Raw genomic sequence first — 19,286 nt, forward strand, 5'->3', positions numbered from 1 at the left:
CAGAAATGGAAATCACCAACGTTCTGGTCGCCAATCGTGGCGAGATCGCGCGGCGTGTGTTCGCGACATGTCGTCGGATGGGTATCTCGACGACGGCCGTCTACTCGGACGCGGACGCGCGGTCGCCGCATGTTGCCGAAGCCGATGCGGCGATTCGCCTGCCCGGCAACACTCCCGGCGAGACCTACCTGCGCAGTGAGCTGATCATCGAGGCCGCGCTGGCCGCCGGCGCCGACGCGATCCACCCCGGCTACGGATTCCTCTCCGAGAACGCCGAATTCGCGAAGGCCGTGCAGGCCGCCGGGCTGACCTGGATCGGCCCGCCGGTCGCGGCGATCGAGCAGATGGGCTCCAAGGTCGAGTCCAAGAAGATGATGGACGCCGCTGGTGTCCCGGTCCTCAAGCAGTTGGACCCGGCCGTGGTCACCGCGGACATGCTGCCGGTGCTGATCAAGGCGTCCGCCGGTGGTGGCGGTCGCGGCATGCGCGTGGTGCGGGAGCTGTCCGAGCTGACCGGTCAGATCGAGGCCGCGCAGCGCGAAGCCCAGTCCGCCTTCGGCGATCCGACGGTGTTCTGCGAGCGCTACCTGGAGACCGGCCGCCACATCGAGGTGCAGGTCATGGCCGACACCCACGGCACCGTGTGGGCGGTCGGCGAGCGCGAGTGCTCGATTCAGCGCCGGCACCAGAAGGTCGTCGAAGAGGCCCCGTCCCCGCTGGTCGAGAAGATCGACGGGATGCGGGCCCGCCTGTTCGAGGCGGCCCGGCTGGCCTCGGAGGCGATCGGCTACGAGGGCGCGGGCACGGTCGAATTCCTCGCCGACGAGAAGGGCGACTTCTTCTTCCTGGAGATGAACACCCGTCTGCAGGTGGAGCATCCGGTCACCGAGCAGGTCACCGGGCTGGACCTGGTGCGCCTCCAGTTGCAGGTGGCGGCCGGTCGCCCGCTGCCCACGCGGCAGCCGGAGATGCGCGGCCACTCCATCGAGGTGCGTCTCTACGCCGAGGACCCGGCCCACGACTGGCAGCCGCAGTCCGGCGCCGTCCACCGCCTCGACATCCCCGGCACCCTGGGCGAATTCACCGTGCTGACCGAGCCGGGCGTGCGCCTGGACACCGGCATCGTGGACGGCTCGGTGGTGGGCGTGCACTACGACCCGATGCTGTCGAAGGTGATCTCCTTCGCGGAGACCCGCGACGAGGCGGCGCATCTGCTGGCTTCCGCGTTGCAGCGGGCCAAGATTCACGGCCTGGTCACCAACCGCGACCTGCTGGTGCGGGTGCTGCGGCATCCGGCGTTCCTGGCCGGTGACACCGATACCGCGTTCTTCGCCACGCACGATCTCGAGAAGCTGTCCGCGCCACTGGTTTCGGAGGCGGACGAGCAGCTGTCGATCGTGGCGGCCGCGCTCTCCGACGCCGCGGCCAACCGGCGTGGGGCCCGGATCGGCGGCGGTCTGCCGAGCGGCTGGCGCAACCTGCCGTCGCAGGCGCAGTCGAAGTCCTACGAGTCGAGACTGACCGGTCGCCACGATGTGCGTTACCGGCTGACCCGCACCGGCCTGGAGGTCGAGGGTCACGAGGGTCTCGAATTGGTGGAGGCCACACCGGATCTGGTGATTCTGCAGGTGCCCGGCGATCGCGGTCCGGTGCGCCGCCGCTTCGAGATCGCCCGCTACGGCGAGCTGGTGGCGGTGGATTCCCCGCTCGGCCCGGTGGCGGTGCGCCGCCTGCCGCGTTTCGAGGATCCGGCCGATCAGGTGGCCGAGGGCTCGCTGCTGGCCCCGATGCCGGGCGCGGTGATCCGTCTCGGTGCGGCGGTCGGCGACAAGGTCGAGAAGGGCCAGCCCATCCTGTGGCTGGAGGCGATGAAGATGGAGCACACCATCGCCGCGCCCACCGCGGGCGTGCTCACCGAATTGAACGTGTCCGCCGGCCAGCAGGTCGAAGTCGGCGCCGTGCTCGCTGTGGTCCACAGCGAAGATCAGGAGTAGGCAATGAGTTTCATCGAGACCGACGAACAGAAGGCGCTGCGCGACGCGGTGGCCAAGCTGGCCGCCAAGTACAACTTCCGCGACTACGCCGGCCCCAAGGCGCGCAAGGGCGAGCCGTTCGATGAGCTGTGGGACGAGGCCGGCAAGCTCGGCTTCCTGGGCGTCAACCTGCCCGAGGAGTACGGCGGCGGTGGCGCCGGCATCTACGAGCTCGCCCTGGTGCAGGAGGAGCTGGCGGCGCAGGGCTGCGGCCTGCTGCTGATGGTGGTTTCGCCCGCCATCTGCGGCACCATCATCACCAAGTACGGCACCGAGGACCAGAAGCAGCACTGGCTGACCAAGCTGGCCGACGGCACCGGCAAGATGGTGTTCGGCATCACCGAGCCGGACGCGGGCTCCAACTCGCACAAGATCACCACCACCGCCCGTCGCGATGGCGAGGACTGGATCCTCAACGGCCGCAAGATCTTCATCTCCGGCGTGGACCAGGCCGAGGCCGTGCTGATCGTGGCCCGCACCGAGAACGCCAAGACCGGCAACCTGCAGCCCGCCCTGTTCATCGTGCCCGTCGACACCCCCGGTTTCGTGAAGACGAAGCAGGAGATGGACATCATCGAGCCGGACAACCAGTTCACGCTGTTCCTCGACGATGTGCGGCTGCCCGCCACCGCCCTGGTCGGCCAGGAGGACGCGGCGATCGCGCAGCTGTTCGCGGGCCTGAACCCGGAGCGCATCATGGGCGCGGCCATGGCGATCGGCATGGGCCGCTACGCCATCGACCGGGCCGTGTCCTACGCCAAGGAGCGCGCGGTGTGGAAGGGCGTGCCGATCGGTGCGCACCAGGGCATCTCGCATCCGCTGGCGCAGGTGAAGATCGAGCTCGAACTGGCCAAGGTGATGATGCAGAAGGCCGCGTTCCTCTACGACGCCGGTGACGACTTCGGCGCCGCCGAGGCCGCCAATATGGCGAAATACGCTGCGGCCGAAGCCAGCATCAAGGCGCTGGACCAGGCCATCCAGACGCACGGCGGCTCCGGCCTGACCTCCGACGTGGGTCTGGCGGGCATGCTGGCCGCCGCCCGCATTGCCCGGGTGGCGCCGGTCAGCCGCGAGATGATCCTCAACTTCGTCTCCCAGCATTCCCTGGGTTTGCCCCGGTCGTACTGACCGAGGCGACGAGTGGCGGTGTGCGCGCGGGCCACCGCCACTCGACAACTTTTCACCCGAAAGCCTCTCAGCAGCAGGAGTATTCGATGACCGACACCGCAGACGCGCCGTTCGTGCGGTACGAGGTGAGCGACGGGTTCGCGGTTCTGACCCTCGACTCCCCGCACAACCGCAACGCCCTGTCCTCGCGGCTGGTGACCGAGCTGCTGGCGGGCCTGGAGCAGGCGGCCGCCGATGACGCCGTGCGCGGCGTGGTGCTCACCCACACCGGCAACACCTTCTGCGCCGGCGCGGATCTGAAGGAAGCGGTGGACGCCGACCCGGCGGCCGCCGCCGAGATCCGCACCCAGTGGATGATCTCGGTGCTGCGCACCATCCTGGCCATGCCGAAGCCGGTGGTGGCGCAGGTGAACGGCAATGTGCGTGCGGGCGGCATGGGCATCGTCGGCGCCTGTGACCTGGCTGTGGCGGGCCGCGACAGCAGTTTCGGCCTCACCGAGGTGCGGATCGGCCTGGCCCCGTTCATGATCTCGCTGACCCTGTTGCCGCGCATGTCCGGCCGCGCGGCCGCCCGCTACTTCTCCACCGGTGAGACCTTCGACGCGGCCGAGGCCGAACGCAACGGCCTCATCACCGTGGCTGCCGACGATCCGGCCGCCGAGGTGGCCCGCCTGCGCGCCGAGCTCCGCAAGGGTTCCCCGCAGGGCCTGGCCGAGGCCAAGCGTCTGGTCAACGCCGACCTGCTGGCCGTCTTCGACCTGCGGGCCGAGGAACTGGCCAAACGTTCGGCAAGCTTCTTCGGCACCCCCCAGGTGATCGAGGGCATGACGGCCTTCCTGCAGCGTCGCCCGCCGAGCTGGGCAGAATAGCCATCATGGCGACACCCCACGAACCCAAGCAGGACCGCAGCCGGGCCACCCGGCAGCGGCTGCTGGAGGCGACCATCGAATGCCTGGCCGAAATGGGCTGGGCGGCGGCCACGGTCGCCGTGGTCGCCGAACGCGCCGGGGTGTCCCGTGGCGCGGCCCAACACCATTTCCCCACCCGCGAGGACCTGATCACCGCCGCCCTCGAGTTCATGTTCGAAACCCGCATGGACCAGGTCAAAGCCGACGCCCTGGCGGTAGCCGAGGTAGCCGAGGGCGTAGCCCGCACCGAAGCAGTAGTAGCGGGCCTCGTCGAGTCCTACACCGCCCCCATCTTCAAGGCAGCCCTCCAAGTCTGGACCCACGCCGCCGCCGACCCCGTCCTCCGCGAACGCATAGTCCCCATGGAGGCCCGCTTCGGCCGCATCTCCCACCGCATGGCCATCGAAGCCCTGGGCGTAGACGACACCGACCCGGTAACCCACCACCTGGTCCAAGCCACCCTCGACCTGGCCCGAGGCCTAGGCCTAGCCGACGTCCTCACCGACGACTCCCTACGCCGCAAGGAAATCGTCCAACAGTGGGCCGCCACCCTCCACATCGCACTACATCAGCCACTCTGACTCGCGGGCTACCAGATTCGGCCAAAAATGGTTTCCGGCAAGGACTTCCGGCGAAGCGGAAGTCGCTCGGCGCCTGCGCCGCTACACTGAGGGTATGCTGGCATACCATGAAGCGGACCACGGTGAAACTGCCTGACGAACTCGACGAGCGCCTACGGCATGAAGCCGAACGGCGAGGCGTCACGGTCTCCGAGCTCACTCGCGAGGCGATCGCCCAGTATCTGTGCGCGCCGACCGGCGAGCGCCGAAGGTTCGGGGCAGCGGCCGCGGGTCGCAGCGGGCGTTCCGACGTGTCCGGCCGGATCGATGAGATCCTCAACCGAGAGTGGGGCCGATAACCGCCCTGGTCGTCGACGCCGGGCCGCTGTACGCCTACGTCGACGCTGACGACGCGCACCACGAAGCCTGTCTGGAATTGCTCCAGACCCACCGAGGCCCCCTCGTGATACCGACCCTGGTGATCACCGAAGCCGCCTACCTCATCGCGACCCGCCTCGGCGCAGAAGCCGAAGTCCGCTTCCTCGGCGATCTGGCCGAAGGCTTGTTCACGATCGAGCCCGTACACCCGGCCGACTGGCTTCGCATAGCCGAACTTGTCGCGAAATATCGAGACCTCCCACTCGGCACCGCCGATGCGTCGGTGATCGCCACCGCGGAACGCCGCAACCTCGACCAGATAGCAACCACCGACCGCCGGCACTTCTCAGTCGTCCGCCCCCGCCACACCCCCGCCTTCGCTCTGCTCCCTTGACTATCGGCTGCTGCCGGTGTTGTTGAGTAGCAGTGGGATTCGGCTGCCAAGTTGCCGGATAGGCCAGAGATGTATCGCTCGCCGCGAATAGCATCGCGTCATGCGACCGCAATGGCTCATCGATCTCCACGAGGAATTCCCCGGCTCCGCGGTCGTCGCGGCCGCGCTCGACGATGCCCTGATTGTCGAGCCGCGTGATGTGATGACGGGGCATTGGCCCGCCATCCAAGAGGGCCGCACGGTCGTCGCGTACGGGACGATGCCAACGATGCGCAGCCTCCGCCGCGTGCGGCAGCTCAGAGAAGCGGTATTCGACAACTACACGATGCTGCGCTGCTCGTCCTACTACCGCCACGTGTACGACCTCCTCGGCCGCACTGCAGTTCTCGCGCCATTCTCGGCGGTCCCCGCCCTACCCCTGCGCCGCATGTTCGACAGCGACCAGGTCTTCATCCGCAGCGATTCGAACTACAAACTGTTCCCCGCAGGCGTTCACGCAATCGAGGACCTGAACCACTGGCTCCAGACTTACAACCAGTACCGAGACGAGCTCGTCGTCATATCCGAGGTAGTGAACTTCGACCGCGAGTACCGATGCTTCTGCCGCAACGGCCGCTTCGCCTGCGGAAGCTCCTACCCAACCGAGCCGTACCTCCCCGTCCCCGACCATGTACGTGCCTTCGCCGAAACTGCGGCGGCGCGCCTACTCACCCACGGCGCCACCATGATCACCGTCGATGTCGGCGAAAGCCCCGACGGCGCACTCCGCCTCGTCGAGCTCGGTGGCGTGAACAGCTGGGGCATCTATGGCTCGAACGTTGCCGATTTCATTTCCGCGATGGAAGCCGAGGCCCTCGCTCGCGCAGACGTCTGACGCGGGAGATTCCGCGCAGCGGCTAGCTCTGGCACATCTGCTATTGCCGAGTTTGGCGCGTTGAGTGGCTGACGATGCATAGGCTGAGGGTGACGTGAGCAGGAAGGCATGGGGAAACGATATGCACTTCGAGGAATTCCGGGCGGCCGGAGCGCTCACCGAGGACATCGCCGAGGAACTGGCAGCCGTAGCGAGCCGATACAGTTCCTATCTCACAATCAGCTGCCACGGACGCACGGTCCACGCTCTCATCTTGCCGGCGTGCTGGGACGTTCTACGGTTACGAGCAGGGGACCTGGTCGTAGTGGCCGCCGAACGTGGCCACCGCCCACCCCATGACGAAGATCGCCACGCCCTGAAAGAATTCGTCGACAGCTTTCACCAATTCACTGCACCTGCACGAACACTCGCACTTCAGTAGAATTCGCGGATACAAAGCCCCCGATCCGGACGTCCGCATCTGCCGCTTACGGGGCGGCTCGGACCGGCCGAGCCCGCCGTCGGCAGAACGCACCCTCATGCCGAATTTCGTGTGATTGCGCTTTATCGGATCGGACCGACCGCACGCGGTTCGCAGACTGCAAGGTAGTCACGACGATATCCGTAGCCGTTGTGACAGCGTTCGTGTTCTAATGCCGGGCGAATGAGCCGAGTCGCTACGAACGTGGCGGTTTGGTGTGGTTGTGGTGTGGAAGTGTGGTTGTTGTTGTGGCGAAGGATGCGTTGTCGAGGTTCGGCGCAACACGAGTGATCAAGCGGTCTTTGATCTATTCCGCAGCTGATCCGGAGTTGCTGGCGGCGGAGCGGGCGACGATCGTGGTGCACCGCACTCCCGGGGGCTGGCCTACCCGCTTCCGCGCTTACGGGGTGGTGGTGGATGGGCATGAGGTGGCTCGTCTGCGTAGCGGCACGTCGGTGGAGGTTTCGGTGCTGCCCGGTACGCACCGGGTCGAGCTGACGATAGATCTGCTCGTGGCCAGCCCAACCCGCGAGTTCACGGTGTCGCCGGGACAGCGGCGTCTACTGGTGAACAGTCCGAAACGGTTTCTGAAGGCCCTGGCCACGGTCCGGGGCCGCGACTTCCTTACCCTGCACCTCGTACCTGCCTCAAAGACCGAGGTACCCGATCCCGTGCCGACTCCACCGCTGGTGGTGCGCGAGGGTGCTGGGATCGCTGGGTATGGGTTGGTCGAGGTGATGCATGCGTTGGCGAGTTCACCATTCGATTTCCTGCCCGACGCCGCTGACTGGGTGGAGCTGGCGAAAGCGGTTGTCGCACTCGGTGGTCGGTGGCCGGCGGTGTTCGAGTTGGCGAAGTGGGAATCGACTGCTGTGGACTATCCCGCGCTGAACGAGATGATCGGGCGACTGAGAGAGCAAACCGGTCGGGAGTTGGCGGCGCAATCGCCGCCCGAGTTCTGGAGGGTCGTGGTGGGTTTGGTCGCACGGTCGTGCCGACTGGGTGTTCTCAACGACGAGATGATCGCGGCGTCGCGCCTGGATAGCTTGTGGATGAACGTGCGCAGTAATAATCCCAGTACTCGGGCCGAGGAACTGCTGTGGGAGGGCATGGCGGTGCACGAGTTGGATTGGTATGTCGGTGACAACGTCTGGGACCGGGCAATCGCGTTGGTCACCGAAGCCGATCGGTTCCTCTGCCAGGATGCGGTCGATCGTGCCTTCTGCGAGGTCGCGATGGACATACTCCGATAACGTGCCAGCCTGGCGGACGGGCGTGCGACCTGGGCTGTAGCCAACGCACTCTCCTGCCGCTTACGGGTCGGTCCGGGGCGGCCGGCACGGTCCAGCTGAAGATCGAACGCCCCGAGATCATCTCGGAGCGTTCGTGTGTCTGAAACGTCCGCAACTGCCGAGTTGAGGACGATTGACGATGGCATGCACCGGGCCTGACTGTCGTTGTTGCTGGCTAGGATTCGCGTCGTGTCACAGATCTTGCATGTCTACTTTCTCGACTTGGCCGAACTCGAGGCCGTCGTTGGATCCAAGGACGAGAAGCTCCTGGACAGGATCCTGAAACGGTCGCGCCTGTCGGTGACCTTCAGGTCCACGGGTCAGGACAATCATGTCGAGCGGAACAAGACCGCCCTGCGGGCGATCTTCGCGGGCGGGCCGTTCGAGGAGGGGCTCGCCGAGAACTACATCGAGGCACTGGAATTGATTTGTGACGCACTGGCCGCGGACGGCGGCGACGTGCAGTTCCGGTTCGGAGACCGGTATCTGCCCGAAGCCCTCGAAGATCTGGCCACAAGCATGATGGGTGAGGACCCTTTTCCGAGCGTCCCGGGCTTGGCGGCGAGCTTCAACGCCGCTGAGCGGAACGGGTGGGGCTACATGAGCAAGGAATCCTGCGCTGAGGAATTGGAGGAGTGGGCCGGCCACGTTCCCGATGGTCCTGACGACCTTGATGGTTACCTCATCGACTGGCTACGTGAATCGAAGACAGCAGGCAAGGACATCATCGGCTTCTGGGGCGGATAGCTATTGACGCGTGGTGCGCCTTCCTTCTGCAACGCACGGTCATGCCGCTTACGGGTCGCTTCGCGGCGGCCGACGCGGCCTAGCTGAAGATCAACGGCCCCGGGGCATCTCGGGGCCGTCGCGGTGACCGCTCATGCCGATTATCAAGTGGTGGTTGCCGAACGAACGTTGGTATCGTGCGGGTGATATCCCGGCGATCGTCGAGGTGGACCGAGACACGGGCACGACGCCGTCCACCCTCGGCTGCGCACTCGGCGGTAGATCGAGGAGGAGCGCGCGCATATGTCGATGGTGCGACGGTTCTGGATCGAATTCGACGTGCGGGACTGCCCTGCCCCATGGTTTGGAAGAGCTATCGGTGTGACCGGATTCGACGTGCGGGACTGTTTGTCGATGGCGGCAGATCTGGTGACCGACAGACCGTTGCCACCCGTGCGTCGAATCACGGTCGACATCTCACTGGCCGCGCCGCTGCCGCTGAATCCTCGCCATCTCGGAGTCCCGGTGTGGCGCGGCGTGTGGTACCCGCCGGTGAACCTCAGAACCGGACCGATCCGCGCCATCGACAGCAGAGGCGTATCCGGCGACTACCCGACATCAGTTCCGCAATCACGCCGCCGAACGCGGACCGAAGAGCCCCTGCGCTCCATGTGGTGGGACGAAATCCCGCATTTCGATGCCCTGTGGTGGCCGCTGATGGACGTTCACCGCGACGGCAGAATGCGATATTACGCCCCGCAGGTGCGTGATATGTGCGTCAGGGATCCGACCTACGGGGTGCTGGTGCGCGAAGCCCTGGACTACATGATCGTGCGACGCCCGACACCGCAGGAATGGTTCGACCCGACCGGAATCAGGTTCGCCGACGAGCGGGAACTAGGCGAGTATCTGCGAGCCTTCCGCGACTACGTGACCGGAATCCGCCCGGAGCCGATCTACCTTCCCGCTGGCGAACAGCTTTCACGCGACGCGCAACCATGACCTCCCGACGACGAGTGAAACCCCGTGGGACACGTCCTGCGATAGCCGCTGGGCACGCGCCTGAACAATACGGACGTGCCGCAGCTCGGGACATCCGATAATGCCGCATACCGCGCTGAGCGAAGCGGCCAAACACACAACCCAGTACAACGACTGAGCCCCACCCGGATCACCGGATGAGCTCAACCAAGTTCACGAAATGCATGGTCAGGCTATGCCGACCAGCGGAACAGGGTCAGTGGCTCTGCTTCCCACCAGAGGTTATTCCGAAGCGGAACTCGACCACCTTGACATCCAATATCTGCACGTCAAATGCCCCTGTTCAGAGCTCAACTCACGTTCCGAAGCCGAATAACCTCTGCACGCGAACTCCCGATCCAACCGCCGCCGGCACCGCCCTTAGACCGCCCCTCTGGCCGCATCGCCTGGCTGGCTCTAGTGAACTCGAGTGTGCACTCATGCCGATGAGCGATAGCTCGTCCATGAATCGCCGCATGCCGCCTGCTTCGACGAGGTACTGGTCCACTTGCGCGCGGTCATTTTTCGAAAATGCCTGGATGATCGAAGCTGGTCCGGATGGCCGATGGTGTCGCAGGTCGGGGATGGCGGACACGGCGGCGCCTGCGCCGACACGGGGGATGGTCGGCGCAGACGTTGGGTGTCGTGCTCGGGTCCCTTGTCGCTGGCGGTGGGGTTCAGCCCTTGAGTCGGTGGTCCCAGTCTTGGGCGCGGTGGGCGCGCTGCTGGGCGCGTTCACTGTGCGACATCGTGGAAGTGGTGGGAGGCAGCGTGGACTTGAGATCGCCGAGTTTGACGACCTGTGTGGTGCGGATGGCGCCGTCGGCGGAGGGGTTGGCGCCGAGCTGCTGCCAGCGCAGCGAGACCATTCCGGAACTGTTGCCGCTCGGGTCGAGCCAGTTGGCGATACCGGGGTCGTTCTTGGCGATGACGTAGGTATAGGTGCCGTCGGGGTTCTGGGCTGCCTGTGTGGTGTTGAAGCTGCTGGTGCGGTTGCGGTATTCGTAGGCGGTGCCGAAGGGGTTGGTGATCTGGATGCCCAGCGACTTCGCGCCGGCCGGGTCGAGGGTTATCACCATTGCCTCGTCGTCGGCGAGGTCGAACCATCCGATCGTGGCCACGCCATGCCCGCCGGGGCGCTGCTTCAGCGGGAAGACCGTGTTCTTGGCGGTGCCGTGGTAGACGAAGGTGTCGAAGTACTTCAGCCAGAACGGCGCGATCTTGCCCAGGATCTGCGCGGAGTCCGCGGCCTGCTGGTCGAGGGTCTTCTCCGGTGCGACCGGCGGTCCGGACACGCGTTTGATGTCGAGATACACCGGGTCCTCGGTGGCCCAGTTGTTGAGTAGGTCGCGCACGACCAGGAAGGAGGTGGTGTCGGCCGGGATCTGGAGGTGGTTGGGGCGGCCGTCGGCGGGGGTGGAGTCGATGGTGATGTCGAAGGTGCCGTCGGGGTTGGTGACGATCTCGTCGCCGGGCAGTGCGCCGATGGTGTTGCCGGCTTCGAAGGTCAGGTCGGTTGTGCCGGGGAGGGCGTCGCGGAGTTCGAAGTGCAGCTGGGTGGGGCGGTTGGCGGGCCAGCGGCCGTGGATCCGGTAGGCGGAGTTCCCGGCGAGCATCGTGTTGCGGTAGACGTTGTCGGGGTTTTCGATGCCGAAGCCGGAGTTGGGGAAGTTCAATCCCGCGAAGTGGTGTTCGGCGTTCACGTCCCAGGTCAGGAAGGGGCGGTCGGTGTCGAGGCTCAGCGCGTACAGCACTGCGGCGGCGGCGATCGCGTTGGCGGCGGTGTCGGTGCTGGCCTTGCCGGTGGGGGTTTGCCCGACAGCGCTCGCCGCGTAGAGGGCCTTGGTCTGGTCGAGCTGCTGACGCATCATGTCCGTGGCCAGGATCTGGCGTCCGAGCTTTTCGACACGGGCCTGGCCGTCGGTGACGATGGCGGTGCGGCCGTCGGCGCCCAGGGGTGCGGGGGCGGCCTGTGTGGTGGCCGACTGCGGGGAGCTGGGCTGGTCGTCGGCATTGGCGACCCCGAAGCCCAGCGCCGACGCCGAAAGGGCGGCGACCAGCCCGGCAGCGACGAGGTGTGTGCGCAGGGGCACCCCGCAGTGGTGGTGGTGTGGTGTAGTGATGCTCGACTGCGGAGGGCGTCCCATGGTGGATCCTTCGTGGTGATTCGACGGCCGAACCGGCGAGCCGTGCTGGTCGGGTCCGTCATGGTGATGCGGCATGAACTGCCGAGAACGTGACGAGCGTCGCAGCGAGAGAGATAGATGTCTAGATGTTTGGGGAAGTCTCTCACACAGCGGGACCCCCGGATCGATCCGGGCACGGGTCGTGGCGTAATGGTCGGTTCCACGTTGGGGGTTTCCCGCCCAGGGGGTGTGGTGCAGGTGATGCGATGCGCGCCGGTCATCGGATGGATCCGTAGGATGCGCGTGTGTCGAGACGACGAGGCGGCTCGCCGATGTACTTCGAGTTGGCGCGCGAGTTGCAGGCCCGCATGGATTCCGGCCAGCTCGAGCCGGGTGTGCGGTTGCCCAGCGAATCGGAGCTGGCTGCCGAGTTCGGTGTCAATCGGCTGACGGTGCGTCAGGCGATGGCCGAGCTCGATCGCGCCGGCTCGGTGGAGATCCGCCGTGGTGTGGGTACCTTCGTGCGGACCCCGGTGGTGCGCACGACGATTCGCGTCGATGCCGCCACCCAGCAGTCGACGGTAGGTGCGCGCGCGATGGTGCTGCCGGTATCGGGGTGGCCCGGCGCCGTCGAGGAGGTGTTCGCCGTGCTCGATGCTCCCGGCGGCGTTGTCGATCGCCGCGCGTGCGATCACCTGCACTGTCGCGTCGGCGATGTCATGCGCATCGACAGCCTGACGTCCCTGGAGGGCCAGGGATGGTCGGTCAACAGCTACTGGCTACCCAAGGCGGTGGCGTCGCCAGAGTTTCGGCCGATCGGTTCAACCGGCAATGTCGTGGTGTCGGTGTCGGAACTGCTGGGCGCGCCGCTGTGGGCAGATTGGCGGGAGTTCAGCGCGATCGGAGCCGACCTCGCCGACGCCGAGCAGCTGGGTGTGGCCACCGGCAGCGCGCTGCTGGTGCGGGAGGGGATCTCTAGTGGGCCCGATGCCCGGCCCACCCTGTACACCCGTCGCCGGATCCGGGGTGAGAGCGCAAGTTTCGTGCTGGAGTTCCCCCGCCCGGACTCACCCGAACCCCGATAACCCCGAACGCCGGTAGCCGCGGCGCGGCTGCAGGGGTCCTAGCCCGGCGCCGGTGGGTTCTGCGTATCCGGGCCCGTTGACCGGGATCGTCGTTGACCTCATGGCCGCGGTGGAGCGACGCTTGCATCCAGACGACATCTAGACGTCTACTCGTGTCGGTGGATGCGGGGGCGTAAACGCGTGGTTGCCCTCGGGTTGGGACCGTGCGGGTGGCTTATCTGGAAGTGATGTGAGATATGACTGGCGAAACCTCGCCGCTGTTCCGGCCATTGGACATCGGGTCTCTGCATGTCGGCAACCGCATCGTGATGGCGCCGATGACTCGCGCGCATTCACCTGCTGGTGTTCCCGGCCCCGACATCGCCGCCTACTATCGGCGCCGCGCTGCGGGCGGGACCGGTCTGCTGGTCACCGAGGGAGTGGCGATCGAGCATGAGACCGCTGTGGACAACCCGGATGTGCCGCGCATGCACGGCGGCGCGGCGTTGGAGGGCTGGTCGCGGGTTGTCGAGGCCGTCCACGGTGAGGGCGGCAAGATCGTGCCGCAACTGTGGCACGTGGGTCCGCTGTGGGGGGCGATGAGCGCGGTGGATCCGGCGTTGAAGCCGATGCGGCCCTCCGGTACCTGGGGCGCACCGGGTACGACGTCGTATTCGCGGGACTACGTCGAGCGTGCCCGGCGTCCGACCGAACCGATGACCGATGACGATATCGCCGCAGTCATCGAGGCCTACGCCACAGCGGCGGCCAATGCCCAGGCGGTGGGCTTCGACGGGGTCGCCATTCACGGCGGGCACGGATATCTGCTCGACTCGTTCCTGTGGGACTCGACCAATACCCGCGACGACGCCTGGGGTGGTGACCTCCAGCGGCGGGTGCGGTTCCCGGCAGCGGTCGTGGCGGCGATCCGCGCGCGGGTCGGGCCGCGCTTCCCGATCGTGTTCCGGTTTTCCCAGCACAAACAACAGGACTACACCGCGCGCATCGCCGAGGACCACGAGCAGCTCGGGGTGATCCTGCGGGCGCTGGTCGATGCCGGTGTCGATGTCCTCGACGCGAGCGCGCGCCGGTTCGACCTGCCCGCGTTCGCGGGCAGTGACCTGTCGCTGGCGGGTTGGGCCAAACGGCTGACCGGCGCGGCCAGTATGGCCGTGGGCAGTGTGGGGCTGGGAAAGTCGTTGCGGGAGAGCCGTATCGACGGCGATGCACCGCGCTGTGACAACATCGCCGAGCTCGAGCGCCGCGTGGCCGCGGGAGAGTTCGATCTCATCGCGATCGGGCGACTGCACCTGGCCGCTCCCGACCTGGCCGCCACCCTGCGGCGCCGCGCCACGCTGCCCGCCTACAACCGGGCCGTCCACGAGGCCCACCTGATCTAACCGGTCCCGCCCGGCCCGGACCCGGCACGCCTTCGTGGGTGGGTGGCGGGTCGGGTTCAGGCCGGCGCATCCGAGCCGCCGCGGGAACCGCGACGGCAATCCCAACCGCGAGGGAGTAACAGTTCACATGACTGCGCCGCAGGCCCCGTCCTCCGATATCCGCCAGATCGAAGCAGCTGCAGCACCAACGCGTTTCGCGCGTGGCTGGCATTGCCTCGGGCTGGTCGCCAAATACACCGACAGGCAACCACATTCGGTACACGCGTTCGGCACCAAGTTGGTGGTCTTCGCCGACGAAGCCGGTGCTGTGCACGTCCTCGACGCCTACTGCCGACACATGGGCGGAGACCTCTCACGCGGCACCGTCAAAGGTGACCAGGTCGCTTGCCCGTTCCATGACTGGCGCTGGGGCGGTAATGGCCGCTGCACACAGATCCCCTACGCCCGCCGGGTGCCGCCGCTGGCGCGCACGCGGGCGTGGCCGACGATGCAGCAGAACGGGATGCTGTTCGTGTGGAACGACCCCGAAAGCAACCCGCCCATCCCCGAGCAGGCGATTCCGCACATCGAGGGCCCCGGGACACCGTCGTGGACCGAGTGGGCCTGGTATGAGCAGGTCGTGGACACCAACTGCCGTGAGGTCATCGACAACATGGTCGACATGGCGCATTTCTTCTACATCCACTACGGCTTCCCCACCTATTTCAAGAACATCTTCGAAGGCCACACCGCGGTTCAGCTGCAGGAGGGGGTCGGACGCGACGACCTGCGCCCGCAGGAGCAGGCGATCGACGCGCCACGACGGCTGGGCAACACTTCCGTGGCCACCTACCACGGGCCGTCGTTCATGATCGACGACCTTCTGTACCACTACGAGCACGGTGACGCGAAGACGGTGCTGATCAATTGCCACTACCCGATCGACGCCAATAGTTTCGTGTTGCAGTACGGGATCAGCATGCAGCGCCCCGACGGTATGGGCGACGATCCGGCGGCGGCGGCGACGCTGGCGCAAAAGATGGTCGACACCGTGCGGTTGGGATTCGAACAGGACATCGAGATCTGGCGGCACAAGACCCGCATCGACAACCCGCTGCTGTGTGAGGAGGACGGCCCGGTCTATCAGTTGCGCCGCTGGTACGAGCAGTTCTACGTCGACGTCACCGACGTCACCGCCGAGATGACCGACCGGTTCGAATTCGAGCTCGACACCACCAAACCCAACGAGATCTGGCGCAAGGAAGTCGAGGATAACCTCGCGCGCCGCGCCGCCGCGCAGGTGCAGGCATGAACGCCCAAGGTGTCTACCCGGACAACCGGCTGATGAGCGTACCGATGACTCCGATGCGGTGCTCCGCATGCGGGGCAGGGGTGCTGGTCCGCAAGAGCAGCTGGTCCCAGACCAGCATCCAGTGGAACCGCGACGCCCGCCGAACGTGCCGCTCGGTCGCCGACAACCGCCCCGAACTGGCGACCTGCGCGCAGTTGAAGGCCAGTATCGACGACGCCGCCACGCACGGCAGGCTCGTCGTCGCGGACCCCCACGACCCCGACGACCCGCCGCCGACGTGACCGCGGCGGCCGCCGCTGACCATCGGGTCACCGGCGGCAGGTGGCCGACGACGCCGTGGTGGTCCGAAACGCCGATCCGGTAGGCCGGGGCGAGCGCAGCAGCGCACGCCCCGGCCTACCGCCGTATCCGGGCAGCACACCGGTCCGGCCGGCCGGTGGGGCCTGCGCTCACTGCGGTTGGGTGTGCACCCATCGCGCGATCTCGGTGCGCCGAGTGAAGCCCAGCCGCACCAGGATGTGCTCGACATGGGTTTCCACCGTGCGCTGGGACAGCACCAGTGCGCTGGCGATCTCCTTGTTGCTGTAACCGCGCGCCACCAGCTGCGCTACCTCGCTCTGGCGACGAGTGAGCGGGTTCACCCCGGGATCGCCCGCCACAGCCAACCGGGGGTTCCGATGGGAGGAGGGGTCGGCCGCGACGCTGTCGCGCTGATGGTCGCCGGGAGCGGGGGAGGTGTGTGAGGAGCCGGTGAGCGCGAACTCGATCGCGGCCTCGACACCGAGCTCGGCCCCGGCGGCGAAAGAGTCATCGAATCCCGCATCACCGAGTGCGGCCCGCACCTGCTCGCGGGTGGCGGCCCCGATGGGTCCGGTCAGGACCTCGACCAGACGGATGGAACTGCGCTCGAGCGATTCCGAGGCGCCGATGAGGGTCGCTGCACGAGCATGGTCGCCGCGGGTCGCCGCAGTCCACGACATGCCCTCGAACACCGACGCCAGCCACACACAGCGGCCAAAGCTGGAAAACAACCGCGCCGCCCGGGCGAAATCGGCGTCGGCGGCGTCAGGATCACCGCCACGCCAGTGATCCAGGCCCGCGATCCACCACGCCAGCCCGCCCAGCATGTGGGGCCCATGCTGGATCGTGAGGGTGGTGAGCCGTCGCGCCAGCGCCGAGGCGCCCAGGTCCTCGATCACCAGCGCCGCGACATACCCCAGCGCCAGACCCTCCATCTCGAGTGTGGAATCGCCAGCGCGTGCTGCGGTGTCGGCGGTGAGCTCCGAAAGCTGCAGCGCCGCTGGAAAGTTCCGGTCGAGCACCGCGACCAACGCCCGACACAGATGTACATCCGCCGGCATCTCGTCGCCGAGGTCAGCGGCCAGCTGCGCAGCTTCGTGCGTCAGCCGGCCCGCTTCGGCGTGTTCGGACAGCAGCGCCGCTAGTGACGCGGCAGCCACCAGCCCCCGAGCACGCAGATGCGTGGGTTCCGGGTTGGCTGCCAGCGCCTGCGACAGCCACTGGAATCCTTCGGAGATGAACCGGTAGTGCTCCCAGAACGGCCGCAGCACCGCAGCGACCTCCAACGCGAGCACCCGATCGTGTCGCAGCGAATCCTGCAGTGCGGCACGAATATTGGCGTGATCTCGGGCCACCGCGGTCAGCCACTGCCAATCCTCGCCGGTCCCGTAGGCGTGGATTCCGGCCCGCGCCAGATCGGCGAAGTACCGGCGGTGAGCGGCCAGCACCGCGTCGGCGTCGCCGCGGGCCTGCAGCTGATGTCGCCCGAACTGGCGCAACGGTTCGAGCATCGAGTACCGGGCGATCCCGTCCACGTTGGTCATGGTGAGCACCGATTTGTTCACCAGCCCGGCCAGGGCGCGGGCGGTGTCACCGGCGGCGGCTCCGGCCACGGCCTCTGCGGCGTCGAGGTCGAGTCCACCGGCGAAGACCGACAGTACCTCCCACAGCCGGACCTCCTCGGCGGTGCACAACTCGTAACTCCAGCGGATGGCGTTGTCGAGGGTCTGCTGGCGCACCGCGGCGGTGCGCGCTCCGGCGGTTAACAGGCCCAGGGCGTCGTCGAGGCGGGCCAGGATCTGGCGTGGGGTGAACAGGGTCGTGCGCAAGGCGATGAGTTCCAGTGCCAGTGGGATCCCGTCGACGCGGCGGCAGATCGCATCGAGCGTCTCCCGCTCGGCCAGATCGGGGTCGAACGCGGCGCTGGCGGCGCCGGCTCGGTCGAGCAGCAGCTGCACCGCTTCGCTGTCACCACCGCCGCTGGAGGCCACGGCCAGCGGCGGCACCACCATCACCTGTTCGCCTGGTACCCCCAGCATCTCGCGGCTGGTCGCCAGCACCTTCACTCGCGGCGCCGCGGCGAGGATGTCGGCGACCAAGTGCGCGACATCGTGAATCAGATGCTCGCAGTTGTCAACAATGAGCAGAGCCGTCTTGTCTGCCAGGAATGTCAGAAGCTGATCGCGTGGCGACGCCGCGTCATCACGCAGATGCAGCGCTTCGACCACGCTGAGAGCCACCAGCCGTCCGTCGCGCAGGTCCGCGAACTCCACCAGCCACACTCCGTCGGGGAACGCACGCAACACCCGGCTACCCAGCTCTCTCGACAACCGTGTTTTACCCACCCCACCGGGCCCCACCAACGTCACGAGCCGAGCGCTGCCGAGCAACTCGCGGGCCCGCCCCAACTGGCTCACACGACCCACCAGGAGCGTAGATTCGATCGGCAGGTTTCCTCGTGTGCTCCGGACCACCGTCGCATGCTGCCACACCTTCGCTAACTACGTGCCTGGGGAGGCTCGCAGGTGATGGGCGGCGCGACCCCATTCGGCCAGTGTGCGCCGGGTTTGGCGGTCTGGTTGTAGACGGTGGCGTGGCCGCCGCACCACGAGGCGCACCACGGACAGCCAGCGACACGACTGAGCCCCGCCTGGAACACCAGGCGGGGCTCAATGAGTCTGCGCGCGTTGCGGTTCGACCGCGGGCTACTTGTTCTTCGACGGTGACGGTACTCCGCTTCGGAACTCCACCATGATCGCGTCGAATATCTGCAGGTCAAACGCCCTGTTAACCCCTCAGCTGACGTTCCGGAACCGAAAAACCTCTGCGCAGGACTCACCAGTCCAACCGCGGCCGCTCCCGCCTCCCCTACCGCCTCGCGCCGCCGGCGCAGTAGCGGCGAGTCGCATGGCCGTGGGGAACCGCCTCGCGCGCGCGTCCGTCGAACAGGTCATGGAGTTCGACGAGTACGAGCGGGCCGCGCTGATCGCCGAGGGCGCGCCGACCCTGACGACCCGGCCGTTCAGGCAGCGCAGCAGAGGATCAGCGATCTGCTGCGCTGCCACGGGATGTGGCTGCTCTACGGCGAACAATGACCGAGGGCTGGAGGTGGTCTGGAACGCCCTGTAATGCCTGTGGTCTCAATGGGTTAGCGCAATACTGGGATTGTCCTGGTGAGCATGGGATGTGATGCGCGATGGCCTCGAGCAGACCGCTGGCGGAGAAGAGAACCCCGTTGACCGAAGCCCAGGTCGAGGAGGTGTGGCGGCGCTGGCGGTCCGGGCAGGCGATCAAGGTATTGGCGCGGGAGATGCGCCGGCATCCCTCGACGG

At 66.9% G+C, this 19,286-nt stretch carries 17 protein-coding genes; 15 read left to right on the forward strand and 2 right to left on the reverse strand.

Annotated elements, in window-relative coordinates; genetic code table 11:
* The first annotated feature begins 5 nt into the window (after positions 1-5).
* The 10 genes from ACYVKL_RS22705 to ACYVKL_RS22750 all read left to right on the forward strand — a co-directional run bounded on the left by ACYVKL_RS22705 (position 6) and on the right by ACYVKL_RS22750 (position 9,755).
* The gene (locus tag ACYVKL_RS22705) at positions 6-1,994 is read left to right on the forward strand and encodes an acetyl/propionyl/methylcrotonyl-CoA carboxylase subunit alpha (protein ID WP_379165665.1); all 1,989 of its coding nucleotides are present in this window, start codon (positions 6-8) and stop codon (positions 1,992-1,994) included.
* Between the two features lie 3 nt (positions 1,995-1,997).
* A complete protein-coding gene (locus ACYVKL_RS22710) occupies positions 1,998-3,161 on the forward strand; it encodes an acyl-CoA dehydrogenase family protein (RefSeq protein WP_379165666.1) in 1,164 nt (387 codons plus the stop codon).
* A gap of 86 nt (positions 3,162-3,247) precedes the next feature.
* A complete protein-coding gene (locus tag ACYVKL_RS22715) occupies positions 3,248-4,030 on the forward strand; it encodes an enoyl-CoA hydratase family protein (RefSeq protein WP_379165668.1) in 783 nt (260 codons plus the stop codon).
* Positions 4,031-4,035: 5 nt separating this feature from the next.
* Positions 4,036-4,650, forward strand: a complete 615-nt coding sequence (locus tag ACYVKL_RS22720; protein WP_379165669.1) for a TetR/AcrR family transcriptional regulator — start codon at positions 4,036-4,038, stop codon at positions 4,648-4,650.
* A 107-nt stretch (positions 4,651-4,757) separates the two neighbouring features.
* A complete protein-coding gene (locus ACYVKL_RS22725) occupies positions 4,758-4,988 on the forward strand; it encodes a ribbon-helix-helix domain-containing protein (protein ID WP_379165670.1) in 231 nt (76 codons plus the stop codon).
* Positions 4,976-5,401 (forward strand): type II toxin-antitoxin system VapC family toxin, encoded by a 426-nt coding sequence (locus tag ACYVKL_RS22730; RefSeq protein WP_379165671.1) that lies wholly within the window; start codon positions 4,976-4,978, stop codon positions 5,399-5,401. The genes ACYVKL_RS22725 and ACYVKL_RS22730 overlap by 13 nt, the downstream gene beginning before the upstream one ends.
* Positions 5,402-5,501: 100 nt before the next feature.
* On the forward strand, positions 5,502-6,275 hold the full coding sequence (locus ACYVKL_RS22735; RefSeq protein WP_379165672.1) for an ATP-grasp domain-containing protein: 774 nt from the start codon (positions 5,502-5,504) through the stop codon (positions 6,273-6,275).
* Positions 6,276-6,983: 708 nt separating this feature from the next.
* Positions 6,984-7,988, forward strand: coding sequence for a hypothetical protein (locus ACYVKL_RS22740; protein WP_379165673.1), 1,005 nt, complete (start codon positions 6,984-6,986; stop codon positions 7,986-7,988).
* A 228-nt stretch (positions 7,989-8,216) separates the two neighbouring features.
* A complete protein-coding gene (locus tag ACYVKL_RS22745) occupies positions 8,217-8,774 on the forward strand; it encodes a DUF7691 family protein (protein WP_379165675.1) in 558 nt (185 codons plus the stop codon).
* 432 nt (positions 8,775-9,206) lie between these two features.
* Positions 9,207-9,755 carry a hypothetical protein gene (locus ACYVKL_RS22750; protein ID WP_379165677.1) on the forward strand — a complete coding sequence of 183 codons (549 nt, stop codon included), beginning with the start codon at positions 9,207-9,209 and terminating at the stop codon, positions 9,753-9,755.
* Between the two features lie 695 nt (positions 9,756-10,450).
* On the opposite strand, the gene ACYVKL_RS22755 is transcribed toward ACYVKL_RS22750, so the two are convergent.
* A complete protein-coding gene (locus tag ACYVKL_RS22755) occupies positions 10,451-11,920 on the reverse strand; it encodes a hypothetical protein (protein ID WP_379165678.1) in 1,470 nt (489 codons plus the stop codon).
* A gap of 284 nt (positions 11,921-12,204) precedes the next feature.
* Here ACYVKL_RS22755 and ACYVKL_RS22760 point away from each other — a divergent pair, with 284 nt between their 5' ends.
* From ACYVKL_RS22760 to ACYVKL_RS22775, 4 genes are all read left to right on the forward strand, one after another.
* Positions 12,205-12,984: a GntR family transcriptional regulator gene (locus ACYVKL_RS22760; RefSeq protein ID WP_379165679.1), complete on the forward strand. Its 780-nt coding sequence runs from the start codon at positions 12,205-12,207 to the stop codon at positions 12,982-12,984.
* 236 nt (positions 12,985-13,220) lie between these two features.
* Complete coding sequence (locus ACYVKL_RS22765; RefSeq protein ID WP_379165681.1) at positions 13,221-14,363, forward strand: oxidoreductase; 1,143 nt, start codon at positions 13,221-13,223, stop codon at positions 14,361-14,363.
* Between the two features lie 127 nt (positions 14,364-14,490).
* A complete protein-coding gene (locus ACYVKL_RS22770) occupies positions 14,491-15,654 on the forward strand; it encodes a 3-ketosteroid-9-alpha-monooxygenase, oxygenase component (RefSeq protein ID WP_379165682.1) in 1,164 nt (387 codons plus the stop codon).
* Positions 15,651-15,935 (forward strand): hypothetical protein, encoded by a 285-nt coding sequence (locus ACYVKL_RS22775; protein ID WP_379165683.1) that lies wholly within the window; start codon positions 15,651-15,653, stop codon positions 15,933-15,935. The genes ACYVKL_RS22770 and ACYVKL_RS22775 overlap by 4 nt, the downstream gene beginning before the upstream one ends.
* Before the next feature lie 168 nt (positions 15,936-16,103).
* Here ACYVKL_RS22775 and ACYVKL_RS22780 read toward each other — a convergent pair whose 3' ends face one another.
* A complete protein-coding gene (locus ACYVKL_RS22780) occupies positions 16,104-18,446 on the reverse strand; it encodes an ATP-binding protein (RefSeq protein ID WP_379165684.1) in 2,343 nt (780 codons plus the stop codon).
* A 415-nt stretch (positions 18,447-18,861) separates the two neighbouring features.
* Between ACYVKL_RS22780 and ACYVKL_RS22785 the strand changes: the two genes are divergently transcribed.
* Positions 18,862-19,083, forward strand: a complete 222-nt coding sequence (locus tag ACYVKL_RS22785) for a hypothetical protein (RefSeq protein ID WP_379165685.1) — start codon at positions 18,862-18,864, stop codon at positions 19,081-19,083.
* Positions 19,084-19,286 lie beyond the last annotated feature (203 nt).

The organism is Nocardia tengchongensis (assembly GCF_054781395.1).

Excerpts from the sequence above, each read along its gene's own strand:
- ACYVKL_RS22705 (WP_379165665.1), top strand. The coding sequence starts at position 6 with ATGGAAATCACCAACGTTCTGGTCGCCAATCGTGGCGAGATCGCGCGG.
- ACYVKL_RS22710 (WP_379165666.1), top strand. The coding sequence starts at position 1,998 with ATGAGTTTCATCGAGACCGACGAACAGAAGGCGCTGCGCGACGCGGTG.
- ACYVKL_RS22715 (WP_379165668.1), top strand. The coding sequence starts at position 3,248 with ATGACCGACACCGCAGACGCGCCGTTCGTGCGGTACGAGGTGAGCGAC.
- ACYVKL_RS22720 (WP_379165669.1), top strand. The coding sequence starts at position 4,036 with ATGGCGACACCCCACGAACCCAAGCAGGACCGCAGCCGGGCCACCCGG.
- ACYVKL_RS22725 (WP_379165670.1), top strand. The coding sequence starts at position 4,758 with ATGAAGCGGACCACGGTGAAACTGCCTGACGAACTCGACGAGCGCCTA.
- ACYVKL_RS22735 (WP_379165672.1), top strand. The coding sequence starts at position 5,502 with ATGCGACCGCAATGGCTCATCGATCTCCACGAGGAATTCCCCGGCTCC.
- ACYVKL_RS22755 (WP_379165678.1), bottom strand. The coding sequence starts at position 11,920 with ATGGGACGCCCTCCGCAGTCGAGCATCACTACACCACACCACCACCAC.
- ACYVKL_RS22765 (WP_379165681.1), top strand. The coding sequence starts at position 13,221 with ATGACTGGCGAAACCTCGCCGCTGTTCCGGCCATTGGACATCGGGTCT.
- ACYVKL_RS22770 (WP_379165682.1), top strand. The coding sequence starts at position 14,491 with ATGACTGCGCCGCAGGCCCCGTCCTCCGATATCCGCCAGATCGAAGCA.
- ACYVKL_RS22775 (WP_379165683.1), top strand. The coding sequence starts at position 15,651 with ATGAACGCCCAAGGTGTCTACCCGGACAACCGGCTGATGAGCGTACCG.
- ACYVKL_RS22785 (WP_379165685.1), top strand. The coding sequence starts at position 18,862 with ATGGCCGTGGGGAACCGCCTCGCGCGCGCGTCCGTCGAACAGGTCATG.